The organism is Streptomyces sp. NPDC027189, assembly GCF_055566975.1.
Map to the genome: position 1 here is coordinate 517769 of NZ_JBVHRI010000006.1, position 26445 is coordinate 544213.

General features: G+C 68.8%; 14 protein-coding genes and 2 pseudogenes. 8 read left to right on the plus strand and 8 right to left on the minus strand.

All coding sequences use genetic code 11. The annotated features are described in order from the left end of the window. Positions 1-60 precede the first annotated feature (60 nt). Positions 61-1323 carry an extracellular solute-binding protein gene (locus ACZ4RZ_RS18435; protein ID WP_467745734.1) on the plus strand — a complete coding sequence of 421 codons (1263 nt, stop codon included), beginning with the start codon at positions 61-63 and terminating at the stop codon, positions 1321-1323. A 511-nt stretch (positions 1324-1834) separates the two neighbouring features. Here the strand turns inward: ACZ4RZ_RS18435 and egtD are convergent. Genes egtD through egtA form a run of 4 tightly spaced genes read right to left on the minus strand, consistent with a single transcriptional unit; the run spans position 1835 to position 6247 of the window. Next, positions 1835-2797: an L-histidine N(alpha)-methyltransferase gene (gene egtD / locus ACZ4RZ_RS18440; RefSeq protein WP_467745736.1), complete on the minus strand. Its 963-nt coding sequence runs from the start codon at positions 2795-2797 to the stop codon at positions 1835-1837. Beyond that, the gene (gene egtC / locus ACZ4RZ_RS18445; RefSeq protein WP_467745737.1) at positions 2794-3585 is read right to left on the minus strand and encodes an ergothioneine biosynthesis protein EgtC; all 792 of its coding nucleotides are present in this window, start codon (positions 3583-3585) and stop codon (positions 2794-2796) included. Before egtC ends, egtD begins: the two co-directional genes overlap by 4 nt. Further along, the gene (egtB, locus tag ACZ4RZ_RS18450) at positions 3585-4928 is read right to left on the minus strand and encodes an ergothioneine biosynthesis protein EgtB (protein ID WP_467745739.1); all 1344 of its coding nucleotides are present in this window, start codon (positions 4926-4928) and stop codon (positions 3585-3587) included. Before egtB ends, egtC begins: the two co-directional genes overlap by 1 nt. Next, entirely contained in the window at positions 4925-6247 is a 1323-nt protein-coding gene (gene egtA, locus ACZ4RZ_RS18455; RefSeq protein ID WP_467745741.1) for an ergothioneine biosynthesis glutamate--cysteine ligase EgtA, read from the minus strand. Before egtA ends, egtB begins: the two co-directional genes overlap by 4 nt. Positions 6248-6504: 257 nt before the next feature. Between egtA and ACZ4RZ_RS18460 the strand changes: the two are divergent. Beyond that, positions 6505-6850, plus strand: a pseudogene (locus tag ACZ4RZ_RS18460) (TIGR02452 family protein); the annotation flags it as partial. Between the two features lie 99 nt (positions 6851-6949). Here the strand turns inward: ACZ4RZ_RS18460 and ACZ4RZ_RS18465 are convergent. Beyond that, positions 6950-7120 (minus strand): annotated as a pseudogene (locus ACZ4RZ_RS18465) (IS110 family transposase); the annotation flags it as partial. Between the two features lie 113 nt (positions 7121-7233). Between ACZ4RZ_RS18465 and ACZ4RZ_RS18470 the strand changes: the two are divergent. Continuing rightward, a complete protein-coding gene (locus tag ACZ4RZ_RS18470; protein WP_467745743.1) occupies positions 7234-7872 on the plus strand; it encodes a LysE family translocator in 639 nt (212 codons plus the stop codon). Positions 7873-8022: 150 nt separating this feature from the next. Here the strand turns inward: ACZ4RZ_RS18470 and ACZ4RZ_RS18475 are convergent, their stop codons facing one another. Next, complete coding sequence (locus ACZ4RZ_RS18475; RefSeq protein ID WP_467745745.1) at positions 8023-8196, minus strand: hypothetical protein; 174 nt, start codon at positions 8194-8196, stop codon at positions 8023-8025. A gap of 138 nt (positions 8197-8334) precedes the next feature. Further along, on the minus strand, positions 8335-9240 hold the full coding sequence (locus tag ACZ4RZ_RS18480; RefSeq protein ID WP_467745747.1) for an oxidoreductase: 906 nt from the start codon (positions 9238-9240) through the stop codon (positions 8335-8337). Positions 9241-9339: 99 nt separating this feature from the next. Here ACZ4RZ_RS18480 and ACZ4RZ_RS18485 point away from each other — a divergent pair, with 99 nt between their 5' ends. The 3 genes from ACZ4RZ_RS18485 to ACZ4RZ_RS18495 all read left to right on the plus strand — a co-directional run bounded on the left by ACZ4RZ_RS18485 (position 9340) and on the right by ACZ4RZ_RS18495 (position 11815). Beyond that, positions 9340-9927, plus strand: a complete 588-nt coding sequence (locus tag ACZ4RZ_RS18485) for a TetR/AcrR family transcriptional regulator (RefSeq protein WP_467745749.1) — start codon at positions 9340-9342, stop codon at positions 9925-9927. 161 nt (positions 9928-10088) lie between these two features. Beyond that, positions 10089-10955: a class I SAM-dependent methyltransferase gene (locus tag ACZ4RZ_RS18490; RefSeq protein ID WP_467745751.1), complete on the plus strand. Its 867-nt coding sequence runs from the start codon at positions 10089-10091 to the stop codon at positions 10953-10955. Positions 10956-11161: 206 nt separating this feature from the next. Further along, the gene (locus ACZ4RZ_RS18495) at positions 11162-11815 is read left to right on the plus strand and encodes a maleylpyruvate isomerase N-terminal domain-containing protein (protein WP_467745753.1); all 654 of its coding nucleotides are present in this window, start codon (positions 11162-11164) and stop codon (positions 11813-11815) included. A 934-nt stretch (positions 11816-12749) separates the two neighbouring features. Here the strand turns inward: ACZ4RZ_RS18495 and ACZ4RZ_RS18500 are convergent. Then, on the minus strand, positions 12750-16670 hold the full coding sequence (locus ACZ4RZ_RS18500; protein ID WP_467745755.1) for a LamG-like jellyroll fold domain-containing protein: 3921 nt from the start codon (positions 16668-16670) through the stop codon (positions 12750-12752). Positions 16671-17051: 381 nt separating this feature from the next. Between ACZ4RZ_RS18500 and ACZ4RZ_RS18505 the strand changes: the two genes are divergently transcribed. Together ACZ4RZ_RS18505 and ACZ4RZ_RS18510 are read left to right on the plus strand one after the other, a co-directional pair. Then, on the plus strand, positions 17052-25730 hold the full coding sequence (locus ACZ4RZ_RS18505) for a polymorphic toxin-type HINT domain-containing protein (protein ID WP_467745756.1): 8679 nt from the start codon (positions 17052-17054) through the stop codon (positions 25728-25730). A 22-nt stretch (positions 25731-25752) separates the two neighbouring features. Next, positions 25753-26352 (plus strand): DUF6000 family protein, encoded by a 600-nt coding sequence (locus tag ACZ4RZ_RS18510; RefSeq protein ID WP_467745758.1) that lies wholly within the window; start codon positions 25753-25755, stop codon positions 26350-26352. Positions 26353-26445 lie beyond the last annotated feature (93 nt).

Genomic DNA, 26445 nt, shown 5'->3' on the forward strand with positions numbered 1-26445 from the left:
CCGAGCTCGTCCCCCACGTCGGGCCCTTGACCCTGTCCGCAAGACAGAACGGGACCTTTCGTGAGATATCGCCTCCTTGCCCTCGTGTGCGTCGCCTCCTCCCTGCTCACCGCCTGCGGTGTTCTGCCGGAAGGCGGTACGGAGCGGCGGACCGTGACGGTGTGGCTGATGAAGGACAGCGCGTCCAAGGAGTTCCTGAAGCGGTTCACCGAGGACTTCGAGCGGACGCACGGCGATCTGCGGCTCGACATCCGCATCCAGGAATGGACCGGGATCGGTGAGAAGGTCCAAGCGGCGCTCAAACGGGAGGACAAGGGCGCGCCCGACGTCATCGAGGTCGGCAACACCCAGGTCGCTCAGTACGTGGACGGCGGCGGACTGAGCGACCTTACCCTCGAGTCGATGCGCGACTGGGACATGAACGACTGGCTGCCGGGCCTCGCCGAACCCGGCCGCTTCAACACCCGCCAGTTCGGCATCCCCTGGTACGCGGCGAACCGGGTCGTCATCTACCGCAAGGACCTGTTCACGCGGGCCGGCATCAAGCAGCCGCCGAAGACCCGCGACCAGTGGCTCGGGGACACCGAGCGGCTCAACTCCTCTGGAAAACAAGGTATTTATCTCGCGGGGCAGGACTGGTACACCCTCGCGGGGTTCATCTGGGACGAGGGCGGCGACCTCGCCAAGAAGGCCTCCGCCGGGACCTGGGAGGGCACGCTGCAGACTCCGGCCGCGCTGCGGGGCATGGACTTCTACCGGCGTCTGCAGGCACTCGGCGAGGGGCCCGTGGACGCCGACGAGGAACACCCGCCGCAGGCCGGGGTGTTCGCGAAGGGGAGAGTCGCCCAGCTCGTGGCTGTGCCCGGGCTGGCCCAGGCCATCGAGCGGGCGAACCCCGCCCTCAAGGGGAAACTGGGCTTCTTCCCCGTGCCCGGCAGGACGGCCGCCGAGCCCGGCGCGGTCTTCACCGGCGGTTCCGACCTCGTGGTGCCCAAGAACACCGACGACCGGCCCGGTGCCACGGCCGTCGTCGCGGCGCTCGCGGGCGCCAAGTGGCAGACCGAGCTGGCCCGGACGATGAGCTACGTGCCCAACAAGACCACTCTCGCCGGAGCGGTGGCGGGCGAGGAGGGAGTCGCGGCCATGGCGGCGGGCGCGGCGCAGGGCCGGGCGACCCCTGCCTCGCCCGAGTGGGCCGCCGTCGAGGCGGACAACCCGATCAAGGCCTACATGACGAAGGTCCTCAACGGATCCGACCCGGCGACGGAGGCCCGGCGAGCCTCCGACCGCATCACGCGGGCACTGACGGACGAGGGCGAGTGATGGATTTCGCTCGCCTCCACAACTCCCCTCGCCGGGCACGGTGGTGACGGCGCCACTGGGCGGCGACGTCTTCTTCGAGCGCCGGATACACCGTGGTGGCCATCCGCGGCAATCGGCCCCCACAGGTCGTACGGGCACTTCCAGTTCGCCGCAGAGACGTGGGCCCCGCCCCACCGGTCGGCGGAACGGGGCCGGGTGTGCGGGAGGGTCAGCCGGCTGCCGCGGCGCTGTGCAGGTTCTTGGCGGCCAGGGCGAGGCCTTCGGTCTGGGAGTAGGCGGCGTCCTCGTGTTCGATGTTCACGGCCATGTCCGGGTTGATCTCGGCGAGGGCGCGCAGGAACTCGGTCCAGAAGGGGACGTCGTTTCCGAGGCCGACGGCGACGAACTTCCAGGCCGGCTCTCAGACACTGTTGCCGAGAGATGATCATGGTGACAACAAGCCTCGGTAGGTGACAACTGTCGTCGGTAGTCACATTCACCGGGGTCACCAGGAATACCGGGGTCACCGGGACTACCCGGCCGTGCTCAGCGACAGCGCGAAGCGGCCCTCCTCGTCCGTCCACCAGTGGGTCAACTCGAAGCCCGCCCCAGCCAGTTCGCCGCGCACGCCGTTCTCGCGGAACTTCGCCGAGATCTCGGTGCGCAGTTCCTCGCCGTCCGCGAAGTCGACGGCGAGGTCGAGGGCGGGGATCTTCACGGTCTGCGCGGTACGCGACCGCAGGCGCATCTCGATCCACTCCTGCTTGGCGTCCCAGAGGGAGACGTGGTCGAACGCGTCGGGGTCGAAGTCGGCGCCGAGCTCGCGGTTGACGACGGTCAGCACGTTCTTGTTGAACGCGGCGGTCACCCCGGCCGCGTCGTCGTACGCGGCGACGAGGACCGATTCGTCCTTGACGAGGTCCGTGCCCAGCAGCAGCGTGTCGCCGGGCGACAGCAGGGCCCGTACGGACGCCAGGAACGTGGCGCGCTCGGCGGGCAGCAGATTGCCGATCGTGCCGCCGAGGAACGCCACGAGCCGTGGCCCGGGCGTGCCGGGAAGCGTGAGACCACCGGTGAAGTCGGCGATCAGCGCGTGCACGTTGAGTTCCGGATGCTCGGCGATCAGCGCCTGCCCGGCCTGTGTGAGGGCGCTCTCGCTGACGTCGACGGGTACGTACGTGTGCAGCTCGGGCAGTGCTTTGAGCAGATACCGAGTCTTCTCCGACGAGCCGGAACCCAGCTCGACGAGGGTGCGCGCGCCGGTCGCCCGGGCGATCTCGTCGGCGCGGGCGATCAGGATCTCGCGCTCGGCGCGTGTGGGGTAGTACTCGGGCAGTTCGGTGATTTTCTCGAAGAGCTCGCTGCCGTAGGCGTCGTAGAACCACTTCGGCGGAAGCGTCTTCGGTGTGCGGGTGAGGCCGTGCAGGACGTCCGCGCGCAGCGCGGCGTCCGTGGCGTCCTCGGGCAGAGTGCGGGTGAGAAGGAACGGACTCACGTACGGGGCTCCTTCGATGGTGCGGATGCCATGTCGTCGGTCATGTCCTTGAGCGGGGTGAGCAGTACCTCGGTGCGGCTCGCCGTGAGGAGTGTGTGGTCGGGGACCTCCTGCCAGTGCGGATCGTCGTCGTAGGGCTCGGAGGCCACGACGGTGCGGCGGCCGGGTTCGGCGAGATACCAGAGGGTGTCGCCCCAGGCGGTCGCGGTGATCGTGTCGCCGTTGGTGAGCAGCAGGTTGAGCCGGGACCCGGGGGCCGCCTCGGCGACCTCCAGGACCGTGTCCGCCAGCGCCTGGCTCTCGTCGTCGCCGGCGCGCAGCCGGTGCAGGACCAGCGCCCACACGAGCGCCGAGTCGCAGCGGGCCTCCAGTGACAGCAGCTCCACCGCGGGCAGGGTCGCGGCGAGCGGGACCAGGGAGCCCGGCCACCCGAGCACGGCGCCGTTGTGGCTGAACAGCCAGGGGCCCGCGGCGAACGGCGCCGCCGCGGCCTCCCCGTCCGCGCCCGCCACAGTCGCGTCCCGCACCGCGGCGAGCAGAGCGGAGGCCTTGACGACACGCGCCAGGTCGGCGAAGGACTGGTCGCCCCAGATGGGCCCGGTACGGCGGTACCGGGCGGGCACGGTGTCGCCCTCGGCGTACCAACCCACCCCGAAACCATCGGCGTTGACCGTCCCGTAGCGCTGCCGCCGAGGTGCCCACGACTGCCGGTACAGGCTGTGCGGTGGTTCCACGAGGAGTGCGCCGAGCGGCTCCTCGGGTCCCAGGAACGCCAGATGACGGCACATCAGGAACTCCCGGGCCCGGCGTCCCGGGCCGTACGGAAGCCGGAGAAGATCTGCCGCCGGATCGGATAGTCCCAGTTGCGGAACGTGCCGCGGCAGGCCACCGGGTCCACCGCGAACGAGCCGCCGCGCAGCACCTTGTACTCCGGCCCGAAGAAGACCTCCGAGTACTCCCGGTAGGGGAAGGCCACGAAGCCCGGATACGGCGCCAGATCACTCGACGTCCACTCCCACACGTCGCCGATCAACTGCCGTACGCCCAGGGGCGATGCGCCCGCCGGGTAGCTGCCGGCCGGGGCCGGGCGCAGATGGCGCTGGCCGAGGTTGGCGTGCTCGGGAGTGGGGTCGGCGTCGCCCCAGGGATACCGGGTGGAACGGTCCGACGCCGGGTCGTGGCGGGCCGCCTTCTCCCACTCGGCCTCGGTGGGCAGCCGCCGCCCCGCCCAGCGCGCGTACGCGTCCGCCTCGTACCAGCACACGTGCAGCACCGGCTCGTCGGGCGGGACGACCTCGGTGACACCGAAGCGGCGCCGCAGCCACTGCCCGCCCTCGCGGCGCCAGAACAGCGGCGCCTCGATGTCGTGGGCGCGGATGTGGTCCCAGCCCTCCGGAGTCCACCAGCGCCGGTCGCCGTAGCCGCCGTCCTCGATGAAGGCCTGGTACGCGGCGTTCGTGACCGGCGTGGTGTCGATGAAGAACGACGGGACCGTACGCCGGTGCGCGGGCCGCTCGTTGTCCAGTGCCCACGGCTCGGTCGATGTGCCCATCACGAACGGGCCGCCGGGCACCAGGACTTCGGCGGGTCCGGTGAACAGGGGCGCCGGCGCGGGATCCGGTGCCGTCAGCGCGGCCGGTCCCTTGCGGAGCTGATGAGTGATCAGCATCGTCTCGTCGTGCTGCTGCTCGTGCTGCGCGATCATCCCGAAGGCGAAGCCCGCCTCGGTCAGCCGCGTGCCCCGGAACGCGGTGCTCTCCAGGACGTCCAGTGCCCGGCCGCGCACCTCGGCCGCGTACTGGCGGGCCTCGGCGGGCGGCAGCAGCGGCAGCGAGGGCCGCTCGGCGCGCGGATGCTCGAACGCGTCGTACAGCCCGTCGATCTCGGGCCGCATCGCCTCACGTCCCGCGACCGCGCGCAGCAGCCACAGCTCCTCCTGGTTGCCGATGTGCGCGAGGTCCCAGACCAGCGGGGACATCAGCGGCGAGTGCTGTGCGGTCAGTTCGGGCTCTTCCACACAGGACGTGAGGAGCGCGGTGCGGTCGCGGGCCGCGGTGAGCGCGTCCAGCGCGCGTTCCCTGAGCGACTCCGGGTCCGTGAGTGATGCGGGGAGTGTTTCGGGGGCGGTCATGTGCGGATGTCCTTCCCGTGGAACTGACCGTGCGTCGGACCGTGGGGTTGGCCGAGGGATTGAACGTGCGGGTGGCCGAGCAGATCGTCGGCGGGGCAGCGGCCCCGGGCCACATAGCGGTCCGTGAACTCCGCCACGGCGTCGAGGACTTCGGTGGTGGCACCGAGCCGGGGCAGAGCCTCGGCCGCCGCCGCGAAAAGGGTGACGGCGGCCTCGCGCAGCTCCGGGTCGGCCAGGCCGTTCCGCGCGGCGTCCCGCCACAGCGGGTTGCACGGGGCCGGCTGCGAGTCCGCCCGCTCGGCGAGGGGCTTGACGGTCCGGTAGGCGGTCTCGGCGGCCTCCGCGTCGTCGAAGAGAGCCGCGGTGACGGCGAGCGGCACGATCCACCCGTCGTCGCCCGGCTGCGCGTCGATCATGCGGAGTTCGAGATGGCCGCGCGGACGCACCGGCGGGAACAGGGTCGTCAGGTGATAGTCGAGGTCCGCCCGGTCCGGTGGTGCGTCGGATCGGGTCCACTCCCGGAAAGTCATACCCTCCGGTACGCCCCAGGGGCCGTCCGGCGCCCGTACGCACATCACCGGCGCGTCCAGCACGCGCCGGGCCCACGCGGCGCGCGGCTCGGCGCCCAGGGGAGGCGCGCTGGACCGCCCGGGGTCCATCGCCGCCCACAGCGACTGCCGCGTGGAACGCCAGCCGGTGTGCCGCCCCCGGGCGAGGGGAGAGTGCGCGAACGCGGCCACCAGGACCGCGCCCAGCTGGTGCGCGAGCCACCAGCGGCGCCCGTGCCCGAGCGGGCCCGGCTCCTCGTACCCGGCGTCCAGGCACACCTGGACGGAGGCCGAGCTGCACATCATGGCGCGGCCCTCGGGTCCCGCACGGTCGAGATACCGCTCCATGGCGTCGTAGCGCGGCTCATGGAGGAATCGGCTCGGGGGGTTCCAGGGATCGTGGCCGTAACCACTGAGGCCGAGGCCCGCCTCACGCAGCGTCGCGCGTACGGCGTCGAGGTCGGCCGAGACGGACCCGATGCACTCCATCAGGGAGGCGGCGGGAGCGGAACTCAGCTCCAGCTGGCCGCCGGGTTCGACGGTGAGCGCCGAACGCAGAGGCAGGGTCCGCAGTGCGGCGTATGCCGCTTCGAGTCGTGCGGGTAGTACCGGGAGCTGCGGCAGCCGCAGCTCGTGGACGAGCCATTCCACTTCGACACCGAGGGAGCGGGGCGGACCGGTCTTGAAGCAGATGCCACGGACCAGCGCCTCCACCTCGGCCTCGGTGACGGCGGAGCGTCGCTCCGTACAGTCACTCACCGAATCGGACATGTCGGGATCCTCCTGAGATTCCACCATGTCGCCGGCCCGGCGTCTTGTAGGCCGAACCGGCAATTGCTCGTCCCACCCAAGACCCTCGGGGCGGTTCGCACAAGGGTGCAGATCGTCGCTGTCGGGACCGGGAAACACTGTTTGCGCGGCCGCGAAACTCTGTTGCGCCGCACGACCAGCATCGCTCACGATGCGTTCATGGGCACGGCGGGGGAGATCGCACGGGGCGCGCTCATGGCGTGTACGGGGGTCGCGCCATGAGCGCGCGCCTGCGCGATCGCGCAGCAGACGGAGGAGATCGTCCGTGCGGGGGCGTACCGCGCGTCCGACGGGCGTGAGGTGCCGATCGCCGCGGCGGTCGAGGCCGCCCGGGCCGGGACGCGGATGCACGGGCCGGAGCCGGTGGAGACGCCGCCAGTCACTCCAGTCGACACTGTGTTCGAAATCACGGGTGAGAGCAGCTTGGAGGCCGCTCGAAGGCTCGCCGACGAGAGCGACCCCGTCGCCGTCCTGAACTTCTCCTCGGCGCGCAATCCCGGCGGCGGCTACCTGAACGGCGCGCAGGCCCAGGAAGAGGCCCTGTGCCGGGCCTCTGCGCTCTACCTTTGATCTTGCGCAGTGCTCCGCCTTTCGGGGCGGAGGTGAAGCGCATCTCAAGACTGCACCGCCGGTTATGTGACGGCTGTTGTCGTGCGCGGTGCGTCCGTCGCGAAGCATCGCGAAGAGCACGTCGGCTCGTCGTCTGGCGAGGCGGAGCAGGGCCTGGGTGTGGTGTGTGCCCTGGCTGATCTTCTTGTCGTGGTAGGGCCTGGAGGCCGGCTCGGCCACGGGCGCGAACGCGGAGAGGAAGAAGGCTCGTTTGAGCTGCTTGTTTCACTGCCGGGACGGCGGGTGGTTCCCCAGCGGCTCCTCAATCTTGATCGGCATGGGGCCCACGCGTGAAAAGGGGCTGCAGGCGTGCAGGGCCTGCGTGTTACATGGGTTTCATGGTGCCTACCGACCGACTGCTGGCCTTCGCGGCCTTGTCGTTCTTGCTGATCGTGATCCCCGGCCCCAGCGTGCTGTTCGTGATTGGGCGGGCGTTGGCGCAGGGGCGCCGTGCCGCGCTGACCACGGTCGCGGGGAACACGCTGGGAGCCTACGTACTCGTCGTGGCCGTGGCGCTCGGGGTGGGTGCCGTTGTGGAGCAATCGGTCCTCGTCTTCACAGCCCTGAAGCTCGTGGGCGCCGCGTATCTGGTGTATCTCGGGGTCAAGGCGGTGCGGCAGCGCGGGTCGTTGCATGCCGCCTTCGCCGGTGACGGTCCCACGCGTGGGAGCCTGCGCACGTTGTGGGAGGGGTTCGCGGTCGGCGTGGCCAATCCCAAGACCATCGTGTTCTTCGCCGCCGTGTTGCCTCAGTTCGTCGACCGTGGGCAGGGGCACGTCACGGTCCAAATGCTGTTGCTCGGTCTGGTCTTCAATATCATCGCGGTGGCCTCCGACAGCGTGTGGGGATTGGTCGCCGCCACCGCGCGGAGCTGGTTTGCCCGTTCACCGCAGCGGCTCGCCTTGGTGGGCGGGGTTGGTGGGCTCACGATGATTGGTCTCGGTGTGACCGTCGCCGCGACAGGCCGCAAGGATTAGGTTCTGCCTGGCAGATCATGGACGGAGCGTGCGCCGACTCCGGTGCGACCTGTCCGCCGAGCGGCGAAATGGCCAATGAAGGGATGTGGCCGGGCCTTCGGGAGGTGTCGGCCCAACGTCGTGGTGGGCAGCCAGAGTCCGGCGTATGCATCACGCACGGGGTCCGGCGTCCTGAGCTGTCAGATTGTTGCCGATGAGCGTCGGCAGGCGCAGTTGCGGGTTGCCGACCTGGATGATCCAACGGAGGCTCTCCGCACCGGGCGATCCGGCCTCGGCGATCCGTCCCGTACGTGAGTCGGCCGGGTGGGGTGCCCTTCCGCTCAAGGGGAACCCCACCCGGCCGAGCGCGCGCCGCCCCCGTCCCCACGGTGCGGCGCGGGCAGGTCACCGTCCAGTCATCCAGTGGACGGCGGCTTGGGTCTTGAAGTACGAAAGTGGGCCGCATCGCGTGAGTTGGCTGCCTCAGGACGACGGGGCGTGCGTCAGTTCCAGCGGGAACGGCGTGCCGGTGAGTTCCTCCGACATCGTCCACAGGCGCTTGGCGGCTGCGGAGTCGCCGGCTGGGGGGGTTCGGCCGACCAGCGTCGGGGCGCCGCGCAGCTCGCCAAGGCCCTTCGGGCCGACGTAGGAGGCGCCGGGCAGATCCTGGGTGGCGGCGTACAGGGTCGGGAGCGCGCCGGCCTTGGGGTCCTGGGCCATCAGCTTGTTGCCGAGGAGCATCGGCAGGCGCATCAGCGGGTTGCCGACGTGGCTTTGCAGGTTGGTCGAGGTCCAGCCGGGGTGTGCGGCCAGGGCGCGTACGGGTGATCCGGCAAGGCTGAGGCGGCGCTGAAGCTCCAGAGTGAACAGCAGATTGGCCAGCTTGGACTGGGCGTATGCGCGCGTCGGGCTGTAGTTGCGGGTGTGGTGGGGGTCGTCGAAGTCGATGGCGTCGATCTGGCGATGGGCCTGCGAGGCCAGGGTCACGACGCGGTCGGTGATGTGCGGCAGGAGCAGGTTCGTCAGCGCGAAATGGCCCAGGTGGTTGGTGCCGAACTGCATCTCGAAGCCGTCCTTGGTCTGCTGCGGCGGGAGCATCATCACGCCCGCGTTGTTGATCAGCACATCCAGGGGGCCCTGCCAGGAGGCGGCGAACTGCCGCACCGAGGCGAGGTCGGCCAGGTCGAGGCGGCGGACTTCGGTGCTGCCGGTGACGGTCGCGGCCGCGACGCGGCCCCGGTCGGGATCGCGGACGGCGAGGACGACGTGCATGCCGGCCCGGGCGAGGGCTTGGGCGGTGGCGATCCCGAGGCCGCTGTTGGCTCCGGTGATGACGGCTGTGCGGCCGGAGAGATCGGGGAGGTGGGTGGCGTTCCAGTCAGTGCTCATACTTTGAATGTAGGCGTCGACAACAATGCTGTCAATGTCAACAATAGTGACGTCGTCAACAATGATGACGGCGGCAACATCGGGGGTATGCTGGCGGGCATGATCAAACGCCCCTACCACCACGGAGACCTCCGCTCAGCCCTGCTGACCAGCGCGGAAGGCACCTTGCGAGAGAAGGGCGCCGCCGCGCTCTCTCTGCGGGAACTCGCCCGCGAGATCGGGGTGAGCCATGCCGCACCGGGGCGCCACTTCAAGGACAAGCAGGCGTTGCTCGACGCGCTGGCGGTGGTCGGCTTCGAACGCCTGGCGGGCTGTTTGGAAGAGGCCGACAACGCCGAGGAAACGCTCGAGCGCCGGCTCGTCACGCTCGCCAGGACCTACATGGACTTCGCGCTCCACAACGCCGAACTGCTGGACGTGATGCAGACCCGCAAGCACGACCCGGACGCCCCGGAGGAGCTGACCGCGGCGCTCGACCGCATCATGGCGGCCTTTCTTCGGATGATCGCGGACGGGCAGGACCGGGGCGAAGTGATCCCGGGGGATCCGGCCCGGGTCTCGCTCGTCGTGATCGCCGCACTGCAGGGAATCGCGACTCTCGCGGCACACCGCTCATTCCCGGGCGCCGCCGTGGAGGACCTCGACGAGGTGGTCCATCACCTGGTCCACGGCCTGGCCCCCCGCTGAAGTCCGCATGCCGACGCGGCGACCAGCCGGGGGATTCCCGATCGTCGACCGGCGCCGCCGCGTTACCCCTTCCGTGAATCGACTGCCTCAACCTCGGTCAAGCCGTGGAATCATCGGCCCGCCGGATCGGCACATGATCTCTGTGAGGGGTGGCGGATGACGTGGCTACCGACTGGGCGTGGGACGACAAGTTGTTCTCGGGGACGGCCGCCTACTACCAGCGCGGGCGGCTCCCCTACGCTCCCGGGCTGGCGGACGTGCTCGCCAAGGTTCTGAAGCTCGACGGGCGAGGACGCCTCATCGACGTGGGATGCGGACCCGGCACCCTTGCCCTGAGCCTGGCGCACTTGTTCAGCGAGATCGTCGGAGTGGACCCGGACAGCGAGATGATCGCCGAAGCCCGGCGTGGAGCCGTCGAGCGCGCTGTGGCCGGTAAGGCGTGGTGGGTCCGGGCCCGGGCCGAGGAACTGCCCGCAGGTCTTGGAACGTTCACCGTCGCGACCTTCGGCCAGTCCTTCCACTGGATGGATCGCGACCTGGTGGCGGCAACCACCAGGGACATGCTCCAGCCCGGCGGGGCGCTGGTGCACATCTCGGACTTGAAGACGGAGACCCGAACCGTCGACGGCCTGCCGTATCCAGCGGTGCCCTACGCGGCGATCGAGGAGCTGGTCAGGCACTACCTCGGCCCGGTCCGACGAGCCGGCCGGGGCCTGCTGCCGCAGGGAACTCCCGGCGGTGAGGCCGCGGTACTCGCCCGGGCGGGGTTCTCCGGTCCGCAGCGCCATGTCGTTCCGGGCGGACAGCCCCTGGAACGTACGGTTGACGACGTCGTCGCGGGGGTGTTCTCGATGTCGTTCTCGGCTCCGCACCTGTTCGGCCCGCGCCGCGACGCATTTGAGGCAGACCTCCGTCGGCTGCTGCGTGAGGTCTCCGCGTCGGGCCTGTTCTCCGAACGCCAGCCGAGCACCGAGGTCTTCGTCTGGCGGAACGACCCCGCTGAACCGGCACCTCTGCCGGCCACGTGACCGTTCCGCTCTTCCGAACAGGCCAACTCGTTTGAAAATGAGGCCGTCCCACTCCACGAGGAAGGGCTCGGCGTGGGGAGTGGAGTCCCCAGATCCCGGAGCCGAGGGCGCCTGGCCGGCCTAGGGTGACGACGCGGTCGGCGACCTGCGCGACGACCGCGATGGTTTTGATCGCAGCGGGGGCAGGGGGCTGCTAGCTTGCGGCCGTGGATCTCTTCTCACGCTCGTGGACAGCGTTGCGCACAGCGGTCGCCGAACTCGCGGACGAGGACTTCGCGCGGCCGTCCGGCTGCACCGGCTGGCTCGTACGGGACTTGGTGTGCCACCTGATCATCGACGCTCAGGACATCCTGATCACCCTCGTCACCCCCGCCGAAACGGAACCGACCCGGGACGCGGTGACCTACTGGGAGATCGTCGAAGCCCCGACCGGCGACGACCCGCTCGACGCGCTGATCGTCCGCCTCGCCTCCGCGTACGAAGAGCCGTGGCTGCTCAAGTTCCACCTCGACGACGTCGGTTCGGCCGCCGGTCGCGCAGCCGGACTCGCGGATCCCGCGGTCCGGGTCGGCACCCGCGGCGAGGTGCTCACCGCGGGCGACTACCTCTCCGCGTACGTCCTGGAATGGACGCTGCACCACCTCGACCTGATCGCGCACCTCCCGGACGCGGCGGAACCGCCCGCCGAGGGGCTCGCCCGGTCGCGCGAACTGCTGGAGAAGATCGCCGGTACGGCGTTTCCCCCGTCGTTCTCCGACAAGGACGCGCTGCTGATCGGCACCGGACGGCGTGCCCCGGCCGAGGCGGAGAAGGCCGAACTGGGTGAACTGGCCGCGAAACTCCCGCTCGCCCTAGGCTGATCGGTCTGCGCCTTGCCCAGGCCGTACGTGACCGCGGTTCAGTTCCCGGGGCGAACTCGCCTCGGCCGACTACGACGCTCAGCGTGGCCAACCGAGCGGTTGTGACCGCGCTTTCGTGAGATTGTTGGCGGCTTCCCTATGCGGCTGGGCGACACACGTACGGGCGACGGACTCATAATCCGTCGGCCGTGGGTTCGAGTCCCACCCGCCCCACCTACGCAGGTCTCTGACCTGCGGAAACGTTCCTCGCGAGGTGTCGGAGCGTCATTTTTCGCTCAACGGACTGAATCCGCTGCTCACGTCTTTGGAGCCCGGCGGCGCTCGGGGGAGTTCCAACCTCTCTGACCTGCGGCGGGCTGGGTGATCAAGGTTGTTGCTGGCCTCCGGGATGACTGTCCTGAGGTTCGATACCAAGATCCAGGGGCCGGGCAGGGGCCGGGCAGGGGCCGGGAGGACGCCGACGTGGCCGCGCCGACGGTGTCCCCAGGCCGGTTCGTTGTCTCATTTGCCTGCTGTGTGGTCGCGGGCAGAGGGATCTCGTCCAGGCGCAGGCTCTGGGTGCGTCCGGTCCCGGCAGGACGAAGCGGAGATCGCGGTTGTCATCCACTTGCCGAGGGGCCTCACCGATAGCCCTCAGCCGCTGACGGGATGTTTGGCGGTCACGGCCGATGACTTGGGGCAGGTGCAGTGCCTGGAGCAGGAGCGAGGCGAGGTTGACGTCGCGCGGCAGTGCTGCCGGTGGGCGTTCTGGATGATCCAGGGCTGGCCGTCGATGACATCGACGACGCTGAGGTGCGAGAGCGTGAGCGATCGCGCTGGTGCGGAGGGCACCGAGTGTGCTCTCGTTGCACCGCCTCAGCGGAGGCCCTGGCACGACGCGGGCCCGCCCCGGGCGAAGCCGGGACGGGCCTGGGCGGTGCGCCGGTCGTGGTGCTCAGTCGAGTTGGACGACCTTGGGGGTGTCGCCGCCGGCCGCGGCGTCGGCGGGGGGCAAGGCGGCGGGATAGATGCGGATGTTGCTGATACCCGCGTTGGCGTACTCGCCGTAGGTGCCGGAGGCGAGTTTGCGGCCGATCTGGACGGGGCCGTTGGCGTTCCAGGGGGTGTAGGTCCAGTCCCTGGTAGCGGTGAGCTTGCCGTTGACGTACAGGCGGAGTTCCTTGGCGGTGGCGTCGTAGACGCCGACCAGGTGGGTCCACTGGCCGGTGGTGGCCTTGCTGCCGTAGGTGGCCCGCCATTCGGCGTCGGTCGTGTCGGTGCTGTGGCGGCCGAAGGCCCAGGCCTGGGCTGCGGAGGAGTAGTACAGCTGGAAGCCGTTGTTCGTCGTGCCGTTCTGGGAGAGGAACGTGCTGTTGGCGGAGAGCGAGTTGAGCTTGACCCAGGCGGAGACGGTGAAGCTCTTGGAGGTGTCCACGGCGGGTGCGGTGGTGGCGCCGTAGCCGGTGGTGCCGGCCAGGTTGAGGACCTTGCCACGTGTGGTGTCAGTGGTCCAGGTGTAGGCGCCTGACAGGCTGGCGTTCAGGGTGCCGGTGCTGTCGGCGGTGGTGGTGCCGGTGCCTTCGGCGAGCTTCCACCAGTGGGTGGCGGTGTCCGTGACCGAGCCCAGGGAGACCGGGGGAGCGAAGTCGTAGGTGGGCGGGTAGGTGAGGACGAGGCTCTGCCGGTAGTTGTACTCGATGAGCTGACCGGAGGTGTCGACGGTGTATAGATCGGGGATTCCGTCCGGACCGCCGGGGTTGGTCGCGCCGGCCCTGACGGGGCTGTTGATGTCACCGGGTGAGGCGATGGCGGGGTACCTGGCCGGGGGCAGGGTGAGCCCCAGGCTGGTGTGAACCGCGGGGTGGAGCAAGGAGGGCACCAGGGTGGTGGTGTCGACGGTGATCGGGTAGCTGTACAGGTCACCGGTGGCGTTGTCACGGGACCACAGGACGGGACTGCCCTTGAAGGTGCCCGCGGCGACCAGGGTCTGGCCGGTCCAGTCGCCGTCGCCCAGCATGATGGGGTTCTTCAGGTGCTCGCCACCGTCGGATTGGTAGATCCACAGCTCCTTGTTCTCGACGGTGATGACGGCGGGGAATGCGTCGGGGTTGTTGAAGACGTTGCCCGGGGTGATGAGCTGGCTGATGTTCCAGCTCTGGCTGTTGTAGTCGGTGCTGCGGCAGCGTGTGTCGTCCGCGACGATGTCGGACGCCGCGCAAGGGTCCTTGTGGATGTCGTTGTACCGCTTGCCGAGGAAGGCACCGAATGTGGAGTAGGGGGTCCTGGGGAAGGACGCGTCGTCGACCGGGTCCTGATCGTTCTTGATGATGTAGAACTTCCTGCTCACCTTGTTGTATGCGAAGAGGTCGTCGACGTTCGTGCCGTGCAGGTTGCCGCGGTGGGCGATGAGGTAGTTGTCCCAGCCAGTGCCGTCGGGTGACTCGGCCTTGGTGGCGACGGTGACCGGGCCGTTGACGGGCGGCGAGGTGCCGGAGACCGGGGCCGGGTCGGTGTCCTGTGCGGGGTCGCGGTTGCCCGGGATCAGGTCGAGGTCGCCGGTCTTGGTGCTGGCGAGCAGGTCGGGCACACCGTCGCCGGAGATGTCACCGGGCTTGATGGTGGTGGCCGGGTTCCACGGCACCGTGAAGGTGTAGCCGTAGGGGCTGGTGGAGATGTTCCCGGCCTTGTCGACTCCGGCCACGTACAGGGTGTGCACGCCCCAGTCGTTGATCGGGACGGGGATGGTGGCGGTGGACCTGCCCTGGCTGTCGGTGCCGGTGATCGCGGCGCTCTGGCCGTCGAAGGTGGTGGGCGGTGAGTCGAGCTGCCACAGGAAGGAAGCCATGCCGCTGGACTTGCAGGGGTCGGGCGCGCAGGTGTCGTCCGCGGCCGGGCTGTCGGCGCCGACCAAGGTGAAGTCGGCGGTCTTGCCGGGGCCGGCGTAGATCACCGGGTCGGCGGGTCCGGAGCCGACCGGCGGGAAGGACGCGTTGCCGGTCACCTCCGGGGCCGGTGGGGCGGTGAAGTCGGTGGTGAACCAGCAGTGTTCGGACTTCGCGGACGTCAGGCTGAGGGTGGAGTCGTCCTCGGCGTAGACGTCCCAGCCGTACTGGTGACCATCCTTCAGGGTGGCGCCGATCTTCATCGGCGCGTCGCTGCCGCTGGCGAGCCATCCGCTGTCCGGGGTCGAGACGGAGGCGCCGTTGCCGTCGCCGTCAGGGTCGATGGTGCGGTCCCAGATGTAGTAGTGCGCCTTGACGTTCTCGCCGGACATCGGGGAGGTGACGGTGGAGTGCAGGGTGATGTTGCTGCCGGCATCCGAGTAGGTGGTGGCGCCGATCCAGCCCACGCCGCTGGTGGTGCAGGCGGCCGAGGCGCCGGTGGCGGCCGGGGTCATGTGCAGGCTGGTGGGCACGTTGGGCGGGACGTCGAACTTGGTGGTGAGGGTCAGCGTGGTCGACATGCGCAGGTAGTCGTCGTTGCTGGAGGTCTGCGATTCATTGCCGTACAGGCCGATGGTCCAGGCGTTGGAGCCGGCACCGAACGTGCCGTCCGCGTCATAGCCGTCACCGTCCTGGTCGGCGATCTTCTGGGCCTCGTCGGTGACGTGGAAGGTGGCGGTGCTGTTGCTGCAGGAGCTGCCGGAGTTGGCGCCGCTGGGCACCGTGTCGGTCACCGGCGGGAAGGCGGTGTCGTGGACGCCGGGCCGGGACAGCCAGTCGGTGCTGGAGCTGATCGCGTTCGTGGTGTGCAGCGTGAGTGGCTGGTTGTGGCTGCAGTCCCAACTGGCCGCATAGGTGGTGGAGATCTTCACATAGGCGTCGTAGACGACGAACGACGGGTGCAGACCGCTGGTGTTGATCGACCAGTACGAACGCTCCAGGCCGACGCCGCAGACCCCGCCCCACCGCTGGTAGCCCGCGCCCTGGCCGTTGGTCTGAGCCTTGTCGTACTGCGGCGAGTTGTCGCAGGCCGAGCTGGAGTAGACCTCGGTGTAGTGGCCGGCGGTGGAGGCGACCGGGTTGGCGTAGGGGTCGATGTACACCGGGTACGTCGTGTCCGGGCCGGTGAGCATGCCGGCGTCCGGAGTCAGCGTGAGGGCGTTGCTCGTGGCGGTCATGGCGACCGGTGCGGTGTCGGCTCCGGGGCCGGGACCGTCCACGGAGGAGGTCGGGCCGTCGGTCGGGCCGCTCGGTGTGCCGGAATTGACGGGCGCGGGGCCGGAGTCCCACATCAGCGGCTGGGGGCTCGTGTAGACCAGGTCGCCGTCCGCGGCGGTGGCGCTCATGCTGTCGGAGTCTGTGGTGGCCAGGGTGAGACCGTCGGTGGCGACGGCCAGGGTGAGCTTCTTCAACTCGGGGTTGGCCGCGGCGGCCTCGTCGTGGACGATCAGGACGTCGCTGAAGCCGCCCTGGTCGGTGACGGAGACCGACAGGTCGACGCCGGGCAGCACCGAGGGATACAGCGCGGTGTCGCCGCTGACGCTCGGCGCGGGCAGGGTGAACGGCAGGGTCAGGGCCATGCTGGGCCCGTCGGCGTGGGTGAGGGTGGCCAGCGGGCCGTCGCCACCGCCGGAGAGCGTGACCCCGTTCGGGGTGGCCGTGGGCGCATAGCCGCCGTGGCCGTCGGAGACCAGGGTGGCGTCCAGCGAGGTCCACTCGCCGTCCTTGAACACCCGGGTGGGCAGCGCGCTGGTGGTGTTGGTGAAGGTGCCGTCCGGCAGCGCCTCAGTGGTGGAGACCTCCGTGGTCAGCGCGTCCACCAGGACGGACTGACCGGTGGACACGGCCTGCGCCTGCGCGGCCAGCAGCGGATCGGACGGGGTGGGCGTGGCGGGCGCGTCGTCCGCGGCGGCGGGCAGAGCCGGGACGGCCATCAACAGACCGAGGGCAGTGACGAACAGGGCCAGTCGGCGTGCCGGGACAACGCGTCTGTGGCCTGTGCGTGTGGGTGGTCTCAACACGTGGCGGGCTTCCTTCGGGTCGCGGGCTCGGGAGGCGCTCTGCGCTCGGTGCGTGCCGGGTGGGCTGTGTCGGGCAGTGCAACGGGTGTGTGGAGAAGCCCGGTTGCCACGAGGCATTGATCATTTCGGCACAGAAACTACACATCATCTGCCAAGTTCCCGCATGAACTTGTCATGGGAATGGCAAAGGGTCTTGAGTAGTGATCACGTCCGTACCTAGCCTCCGGTCGATCACTCACCTGTGATCTGACTATGTGACGGCCCTTCAGGGCTGTTGCCCTGGGGGGATTACGCGTGAGTGGCAGACGGCGCTGGTTCGCGGGCGTGTGGCACAGGAGATTCCTGGGCGGACTGGGGTTGTGGACGATTCCGGTTGCCTTGTTCGCGCTCCTCCTGCCGGTGGCGATCGCCACGGGTCTGGGTACGCCGGGCTTCTTCCCCGGGCACGGGGATGACAAGGGCTTCGGCCACCACGGCGGCTTCAAGTTCGACGGCGCGGTCTGGCACCCGGAGAAGCTCCCCGCCACCCCGGCCGTAGGCGCTCATCTGCTCCAGCCGAAGACGCCCAAGCACCCCAAGGGCTACAAGCCGCTGGGCACTTACCGGGCGCGGACGACTCAGTGGCCGAAGGCCGGCACCGTCAGTGTCGACCTGGGGGCGCCCGGCAAGGCGAAGCCGGTCAAGGCGGGTGCGCTGCCCGTCTGGGTGGCGCCCGCCGACACGCAGCACGGTGTCGACGCCGTACAGGTGCAGACCGCGTCCCACGCCCAGACGCTCCGGACCGGGGCCAACGGCATGCTGCTCGGCATCACCCCGTCCGGCACGACGTCCGCGGGCGGCCGGGTGAAGGTGGTAGTCGACTACTCCGCGATCGCCCGGGCATACGGCGGCGGTTACGGCTCACGACTGCGACTGGTGCAGCTGCCAGGCTGCGCGCTGACCACGCCGGAACGGGCGGAGTGCCAGAAGGGCACGCCGCTCAAGTTCACCAACCGCGCCGGCGCCGAGCAGTTGACGGCGACCATCACCCTGGGCACGGCAGCCGCAGGCGATCAGGCACGGGACACGGGCGCGGACGGTTCGAAGTCGGCCAAGGGCACGGAGGCGCCCCAGCCGACGGGCAGCACGAACACTCCTGAGCCGACGGGCAGCACGAACACTCCTGAGCCGACGGCGAGCGCGTCCAGCCCCACGCCGACGGCAGGCGCGGGCGACGCGAAGACGCCCCATGGAGCCGACGGCCCGCAAACGATGTCGGCCCGCACCACCCCCCTGACGGCCGCCACCGCCGCCGACACCACGGCGCTCGCGGTCACCTCCGGCACCTCCGGCTCCCAGGGTGACTACGGGGCTACGGAGCTGTCGGCCGCCGGCACCTGGCAGGCCTCCGCCACCGGCTCCTTCACCTACGCCTACCCGATCTCGGTGCCGTCCGCGATCGGTAGCAACGCGCCGTCCGTCGGCCTGAGTTACGACTCGCAGAGCGTCGACGGCGAGACCACCGCCCGCAACTCCCAGGCCTCGTGGGCCGGAGACGGCTGGAGCTACCAGGTCGGTTCTGTGGAGCGGGCTTACCGGAATTGCGACTCCCTCCTCGACTCCGGCGGAAACAAGATTCTCAAGGGTTCCGGCGACGAGTGCTGGGGCGGGGACAACGCCATGCTGTCCTTCGGCTCGCATTCCGGAGTGCTCGTGCCCGATGGGGTGGACTCGAGCGTGCCCGGGGAGATCAAACAGTGGCGGCTGCAGGGTGACGACGGCACCCTCGTGCAGGAGCTGTCCGGCGCCGACAACGGCCTCCACGACGGTGTCTACTACCGGGTCCTGACTAGGGACGGCACCGCCGCCTACTTCGGCGCCGACCACTCCCCGAGCGGCGCGGGCACTGGCGCCACCATGCCCGCCAACCCGGGTGACGACTCCACGCACTCCGCCTGGGGCGTCCCCGTCCTGCACCCGCGCTCGACGGACCCCTGCTACGACAGCGCCAAGGGCAAGGCATCCCAGTGCGACAAGCCGGAGGGCTGGCGCTGGAACCTCGACTTCGTGGTGTCGCCGGCCGGATTCGTGCAGCGTTACGACTACACCACCGAATCCAATTACTACGACCTCGGCGGCGGCCAGGCGGCCGAGTCGACCGATCCGGACGACACCGGCACTCTGACCTCGTACACCCGCGGCGGCGCGCTGACGCTGATCTCCTACGGCTACACGCTGGCCGACGAGCAGGCCGGGCGCACCCCCGCCGCCGAGGTGGACTTCGGCCTGGCCCAGCGGTGCCAGACCACCGGCACCTTCACCGACTGCTCGGCCTCGAATCTCAAGGACAGCACCGCGACCCACTGGCCAGACGTGCCGTGGGACCTGCACTGCGACTCGACGGACAAGACCAAGCTCCCGGACGGCGCCACCACCGTTCCCGACGACGTGTGCGTCACGTCGGGACCCACTTTCTGGACCACCACCAGACTGGACACCATCACCACCAAGGTCCATGTGAAAGCGACCGACCAGCTCACCGCGGTCGACTCCTACAAGCTGGGCCAGGTCTACTCGGACGCGGGCGGCACCGTCGACCCGGTCACTGGCACCACGGTGGACCCGAAGGACGCGGGGATGCTGCAAGCCGTGATGTGGCTGCAGTCGATCCAGCACACCGGCAAGGACACGTACGGCAACGGCAACAGCGACATCAAGCAGAACCAGGTGTCGTTCACCGGCACGGAGATCGACAACCGGGTCAACGACGACTCCCCGTCCGCCCCGCCGCTGTACCGGCCGCGCATCTCCAGCGTGCAGACGGAGACCGGTGAGTCCATCGCGGTCGAGTACAATTCGGCTCCCTGTGCGGGCCTGACCCTCTCGATCTCCCAAGCAGACAGCAACACCCACTCCTGCTACCCCGCCTACTGGACCGTTCCTGGCGCCTCGAAGCCGATAGCGGACTGGTTCAACAAGGTCACGGTCAACAGCGTCGCCGTCTCCGACCTGACCATCGCCGGCCAGTACAAACCGGACGCCCAGAACAACCCGGCCGGTTCCGAGACCCAGGTCTCCCGCTACAGCTACTCGGGTCCGGCCTGGCACCGCGACGACTCGGCGCAGACGGACGACCAGTACCGCACCTGGGACCAGTTCCGCGGCTTCCGTACCGTCACCGTGCAGACCGGCCAGGCTCCGGAACCGGTCACCCAGCAGACCACCACCTATCTGCAGGGCATGGACGGCGACTACAAAGCCGACGGCACCCGCCATCCCGTGACGGTGGACGCCAAGGTCGGCGGCAGTACCGTGCTGAGCGTCATCGACTCCGACCAGCTGGCCGGCACCATGCTCGAGGACGACACCTACACCAAGGCCGGCGGCACCGTCGACGCCGTCAGCATCAACGGCCCGTTCACCCTCACCACCACCGCATCCGCGAACCAGACTCCCTGGACGGACTGGACCCAGGAGGACAACCCCGGCGACACCAAGCCGACCCTGTCCACCCTGCCCGACATCACCGCGCACCGGATCAAGTCCAGCAGCTCCCTGAAGTACGAACTCCTCTCCAACGGGACCTGGCGGCACACCAAGACCGACACCGCGTACGACAGCCAGGGCCGCCTGTCCACCGTCAACGAGCACGGTGACGGCGTCGACCCGGACCAGGAGAAGTGCGCCACCACCACCTACGCGACGCCGCCGTCCGGTAATTCGATGGCCCTCGCCTACCCGGACCAGGTCACCACCGTCAGTGGCCCGTGCGGCACCGCGCCGAGCGCCACCACGCTCCTGGCCGACAGGAAGCTCTACTACGACGGTGACGGCAGCCTCACGAACCTGGGAACCTTCGGGCAGCTCGAGCAGACCGGTAGCACGGCGATCGGTCGGGTCACCGCCGTGCGCACGGCCACCGGCTACACCGGCACCACGGAAAACTGGCAGACCAACTCGGCGATGAAGTACGACGGCGCCGGGCGGATCACCGACACGCTGGACGTCACCGGGCAGAACACCCACACGGCCTTCACCCCGCCCTGGACCTCGACAGGCGGCAACACCAACCCCACCGGCATCACCACCACCAACTCCAAGAACTGGACGGTCACTTCCTCCCTCAACCCGCTGCGCGGACTGCCCACCGAGAACGTCGACGCCAACGGCCGCAAGACCGACATGACCTACGACGCGCTCGGCCGGCGTACCGGAGTGTGGCTGCCCGGCCGTGACAAGGCGTCCGGCCAGAGCGCGAACCAAACCTTCGAGTACTCGATCAATCCGGGCGCCGTCCCCGCACCCGGCGACACGATCACCCAGCCGGGCGGGCCCTCTTCCGTCACCTCGAAGACACTGCGCGATGACGACACGTACGCCACCTCGGTCACCATCTACGACGGCATGCTGCAGCCGCGGCAGACCCAGTCCACCGCGATGGGCGACTCCAACTCCGGCCGGGTCATCTCGGACACCTTTTACGACTCGCACGGCTGGCTGACCGCGTCCTACGCGCCCTACTCCGAACCGAACAACTTCCCCTCCACCACGCTGTACGCGGCGAACGAGAACCAGATCCCCTCGGAGACCACCGCCGGCTATGACGGCCAGGGTCGCCCTCTCACCGAGACGCTGTGGCACCAGGCCGTCGAGCAGTGGCACAGCTCGACCAGCTACCCGGGCGCCGAAGAGGTCGACACCACCGCCCCGGCGGGCGGCCGTTCGACAGCCTCCTTCACCAACGCGGTCGGCCAGACCACATCCACGGTCGTGAAGAACACCGGGGCCACGGTCACGCTGTCAGGCGGCTCGGTGATCCCCTCGGGTACCTCGCTGACCTCCGACAGCGTGCGGCTGACGATGCAGGTCGATGGCAACCTGGTGCTCTCCGCGCTGGCGACCGGCAAGACCATCTGGTCCTCCGGCACCAGTGGAAACCCGGGCGCCTGGGCCAAGTTCGGCACTGACGGCAACCTGGTCATCTACTCCACGGCGGCCGCCCAGTTGTGGACCACGGGGCTGACCGCCACCACGGGCTCCACCTTCCGGGTGCGCAACGACTCCACGCTGGTCGTCGTCGCCTCCGACAGCTCGACCGGGCTGTGGAAGCAGGGCACGGTGAACGCCGTTCCGGCGGCCAACGCCACCACACGCTACAGCTACACCCCCGCCGGCCAGATCGACACGATCAAGGACAACGCCGGCAACTCCTGGTCGTACAACTACAACTCGCTCGGCCAGAAGACCTCGCAGACCGACCCGAACACCGGCACGACCACCTTTGACAAGTACGACCTGGCCGGGAACCTGCTGCAAACCACCGACCCGCGGGGGCAGGTCCTCTCCTACACGTACGACTGGGACAACCGCCCCACGGCCGAATACGCCGCAGCATGGTCGGCCACCCCCGACCCCGCCAAGCAACTCGCGTCGCGGGTCTACGACACCCTGGAGAAGGGCTACCAGACCTCCGCCACCCGCTATGTCGGCGGCGCGAGCGGCAAGGCATACACCCAGGCGGTCACCGGTTACAACACCGCCTATCAGCCGCTCGGCACCACGCTGACGGTCCCGGCCACCGACGGCTTCGCCGCGGCCGGCCAGAGCAGCGCCCCGGCCAGCGGCACCGTCACCTACACCGCCACCGCCCGCTACACCCCGAACGTCGGGCTGCTGTACACCACGCACTACCAGGCGGACGGGAACCTGCCGGCCGAGGACATCGACTACGGCTACACCCAGCAGGGCAACCTCGACGGCATCGGCGGCTTCATCAACTCCGCCAACACGCCCGCCTACGTAGACGCCACCGTCCACGACGCGTTCGGGCGCGTGCTGCAGACCAACTACGGCTCGGTCGGCAAGGAGATGGCGACCTTCGCCCAGTACGACGCCACCACCGGCCGGGTCACGCAGACGTCGAGCATGCTGCAGACCCAGTCCACCGCGCTGGACGTGACCAACCTGCGCTACAACCAGGCCGGCGAACTCACCGCGATCGACGACCTGCAGGACAACACCACCCACGACACTCAGTGCTTCACCTACGACTCCTTCCAGCGGCTGACCGCCGCTTGGACCGACACCGCGGGAATCACCACCCCCACCGCCGCAACCCCCGGCGCCGTCGGCGGCTGCACCACCAGCCGGGCGCAGACCACCACCGCATCACCCATCACCACCAAGACCGTCGGCGGCCCGGCCCCGTACTGGCAGACCTACACCTACGACCAGCTCGGCGACCGCGTCGGCATGACCGACCACGACACCACCGGCAACGCCCTCAACGACACCACCCAGACCACCGCCTACCCCGGCATCGACGGCACGGTGGCCGCCACGCTGCCCGACCAGGCCGGCACCACCGTGAGCAGCAACCCGACCACCGGCACCGCCACCTGGACCCCGAACTACACCGACACCAGCTACACACCGAACAAAAACGCCGGCAACACCATGAGCCGGAAGGTCTCCACCACCGGCCCCATCGCCAGCACCTTCACCCTCACCGGCGGCGGCAAACTCTGCGTCGACGACGCCAGCTCATCCACCACCCCCGGGAACAAGGTCCAGGTCTACACCTGCAACGGCTCCAACGCCCAGAAGTGGACCATCGGCACCGACGGCACCGTCAAGGTCCTCGGCATGTGCCTGGACACCACGGGCAACGCCACCACGTCCGGCACCCTCGTGGTGATCGACACCTGCAACAGCGACGCCACTCAGAAATGGGTGACCACCACCGCGGGCAAACTGGCCAGCAAGGCCAACAGTGCGGTGTGCCTGACCGACCCGGGCGCCAGCGCCACCAAGGGCACCCAGCTCACCATCGCCACCTGTCCCAGCTCCGGCCAGACCTGGAGCACGATCACCACCGGCGCGCTGCCTCCCGGCCAGACCCAGACCCTCACCTACGACGCCGAAGGCCGCACCACCACCGTCACCAACCCCTCAGGCACCCACAACAACACCAGCAGCTACCTCTACGACGCCGACGGCAACCTGCTGGAGCAGACCAGCAGCGTCGACGGCACCGCCAAGACCCGCATCCTCTATCTCTTCGGCGGCGCCGAACAGATCACCCTGAACGTCTCCGCCAAGACCTGGACCGGACTGCGCAACATCACCGGCCCCGACGGCACCACCGTCACCCGCTCCAGCACCGGCACGGTCTCCTACCAGGTCGCCAACGGCCAGGGCACGGCGGTCACCGCCATCGACGCCGCAGCCCTGACCGTCACCCGCCGCTCCTACGACCCCTGGGGCAACCAGCGCGGCACCAATCCCACCTCCTGGGTGGCGCCGGACGAGAACCACGGCTTCCTCGGCCAACCAGCCGACGCCACTACGGGCCTCAATCTGCTGGGCGCCCGCAACTACGACCCCGCCACCGGCCGATTCCTCACCCCCGACCCGATCTTCCAGGCCGGTGACCCCAATCAGATGGGCGGCTACACCTACGCCGGCGACAACCCCGCCAGCAGCAGCGATCCCACGGGTTACGACCCGGCCAGCTGGGGGGAGTCGCCCAAGTGCCAGGAAACCGGCATCGGCTGCGGCGGCGGAAAGAAGAAATCCCACGGTGGCGGCGGCACCAAGACCTCTAGCGGCTCCACCGGCGAATCGCCCGCACCATCCACGACGCCGACGCCTTCCATGGGGCCGACCCCGACCTCCACGCAGACGCCGACACCGACGCTCGGTGAGACCCCTTGCCAGCCGGCGGACTTCGGCACGGACCGATGCGAAAGCTACGACGGTGGTGCGCTGATCTACACGGCCGTCGGGGTGGTGGGATTGCCGGTCGCCGCGTGGTGCATCGGTACCGGGGTCCTGGATTGTGTCGCGGGGGCATTTAACGGTGCCGCGGATGCCGAGGCGGGCGGCAGCATGCTCCTCGGCGTCCGTGTCGTGGGCCTGGGGGTGGGTGCCGCAAGGGCCATGGAAGAGGGGGCAGCGGAGGGCGCGGCAGCTGGCGCCGAAGCCAGCGCCGCGAACGAAGCTGCCGACGACGCGGCCGATCTTGTCGCTGCGAAGCGTGCCAACGTGCAGGAGCATGCTGCGGAGGCGGAGGCGGAAGCGACCAGACCGAGCAAGCCGCAGGCCGGCAACGCAGGCACGAAGCCCGCGGAATCGGCAGCCCGCTGCAGCTTCTCCCCTGACACGCCCGTGCTCATGGCCGGCGGCAGGACCAAGGCGATCGGCAAGATCAAGACCGGCGACAAGGTCGAGGCCGCCGACCAGAAGACCGGCAAACACGCCGGCCCCCGCGAGGTCGTCGCGACGCTGGTCAACCATGACAAGGACCTGATCGACGTCAAGGTCCACACCAGCCGCCATCACACGGCAACGCTCCACACAACCTCGAAGCACCCGTTCTGGGACGCGACCGCCCACGCCTGGGTACCCGCGGGGAAGCTCAAGGCAGGACACGCGCTCACCACCGAGAACGGGCACCACGTTCACGTCGCTCAGGTCCACGTGACCCCGGGGGAGGCCGATCGCTACAACCTGACGGTCCGTGAACTCCACACGTACTATGTGATGGCGGGCAACACGCCTGTGCTGGTGCACAACGCATGCCCTCCTACAGCCGCTGATGTCGTCGCTCGCGCGAAGGCATACCACGATGCGGACGGTCAGTATCTCTACCGAGGAATTACGAATCCGCACGTCCAGCGAGAGCCAGCTCTTGAGGGTATTTCTCAGCCTAGGGGTGGCCATAGCGATCCCATGGCGCATCAGGATGGTGATATGAACAGTGAATTCACGTCTTGGACGCCAGACCTGGAGACGGCGCAGGAGTTCGCGAAGGATGGTGAAGAGTACGACAAGGATCTCCTGATTCTGCGAAAGCCACTCAGCGCGTTCAGTCCCAGTCAGATGTCTGTCGCGGGACAGAGGGGTCTTGAAGAGTTGGAGATCCTCGTGAAGGGAACAGTCTCTGGATGCGAGATCAGCTGCAACTATGGACCGTTCGGTCCGCCTCAATAGAAGCGTGTGGAAAATGGATGGCATGAGCGAAGCGTCTGATCCTTTCGCGCGTTATGCGCAGATGAATGGACGTTACAGAAAGCTGATCGCCGCGAACTTCAGAGACCTCCCGGAGGTGAGAATTCTATCGTTCGGGCAGGACTTGGCCGCGGATTCACTCGTGATCTCCGATGAGGAAATCGAGGCACTAATTTCCGAGGGCTGGCGAGGGCGCCTGACTGCTGCATGGCTAGTGGGCTTCTCCCGCCGGTTCAAGTTCGCACAGGAAATAAGACATTTGCTCCAATCTGGCTTGGAGCCATATGCGGGCAAGGGGTACTGTTTCGCGCTAGCGCGATTCGGAAGCGAGGAAGATGCCCTCGCGCTCAAAGCTTATCTGGATGTCTATCTCCGTCAGCCTGATATGAGCTCTGATTGCGGATGGGCGATGGGGGCGCTGTCGGTGATTGATGCGAAGGAGGGTTCTGCCCACTCGCGCCCTCTGCTTGAAAGGGGCGGGCCCTGGGAGCAGTGGCTGGCGGAGAAGCAGATCGCCAATCCGGACTTTCTGGATCGGATGCAGGGCCTTATTGTATGGCTGTCCGATTTTGCTGACCGTTGCGTGCTGGGCGTTGACTCGTAGAGCTCGTAACACGATCTTGTTGAAGTGCCCTGGTCCGGCGTGACCGATGTGACGATTCGGCCGTTCGGGAGGGTGTGAGTACTCGGCCGTGGA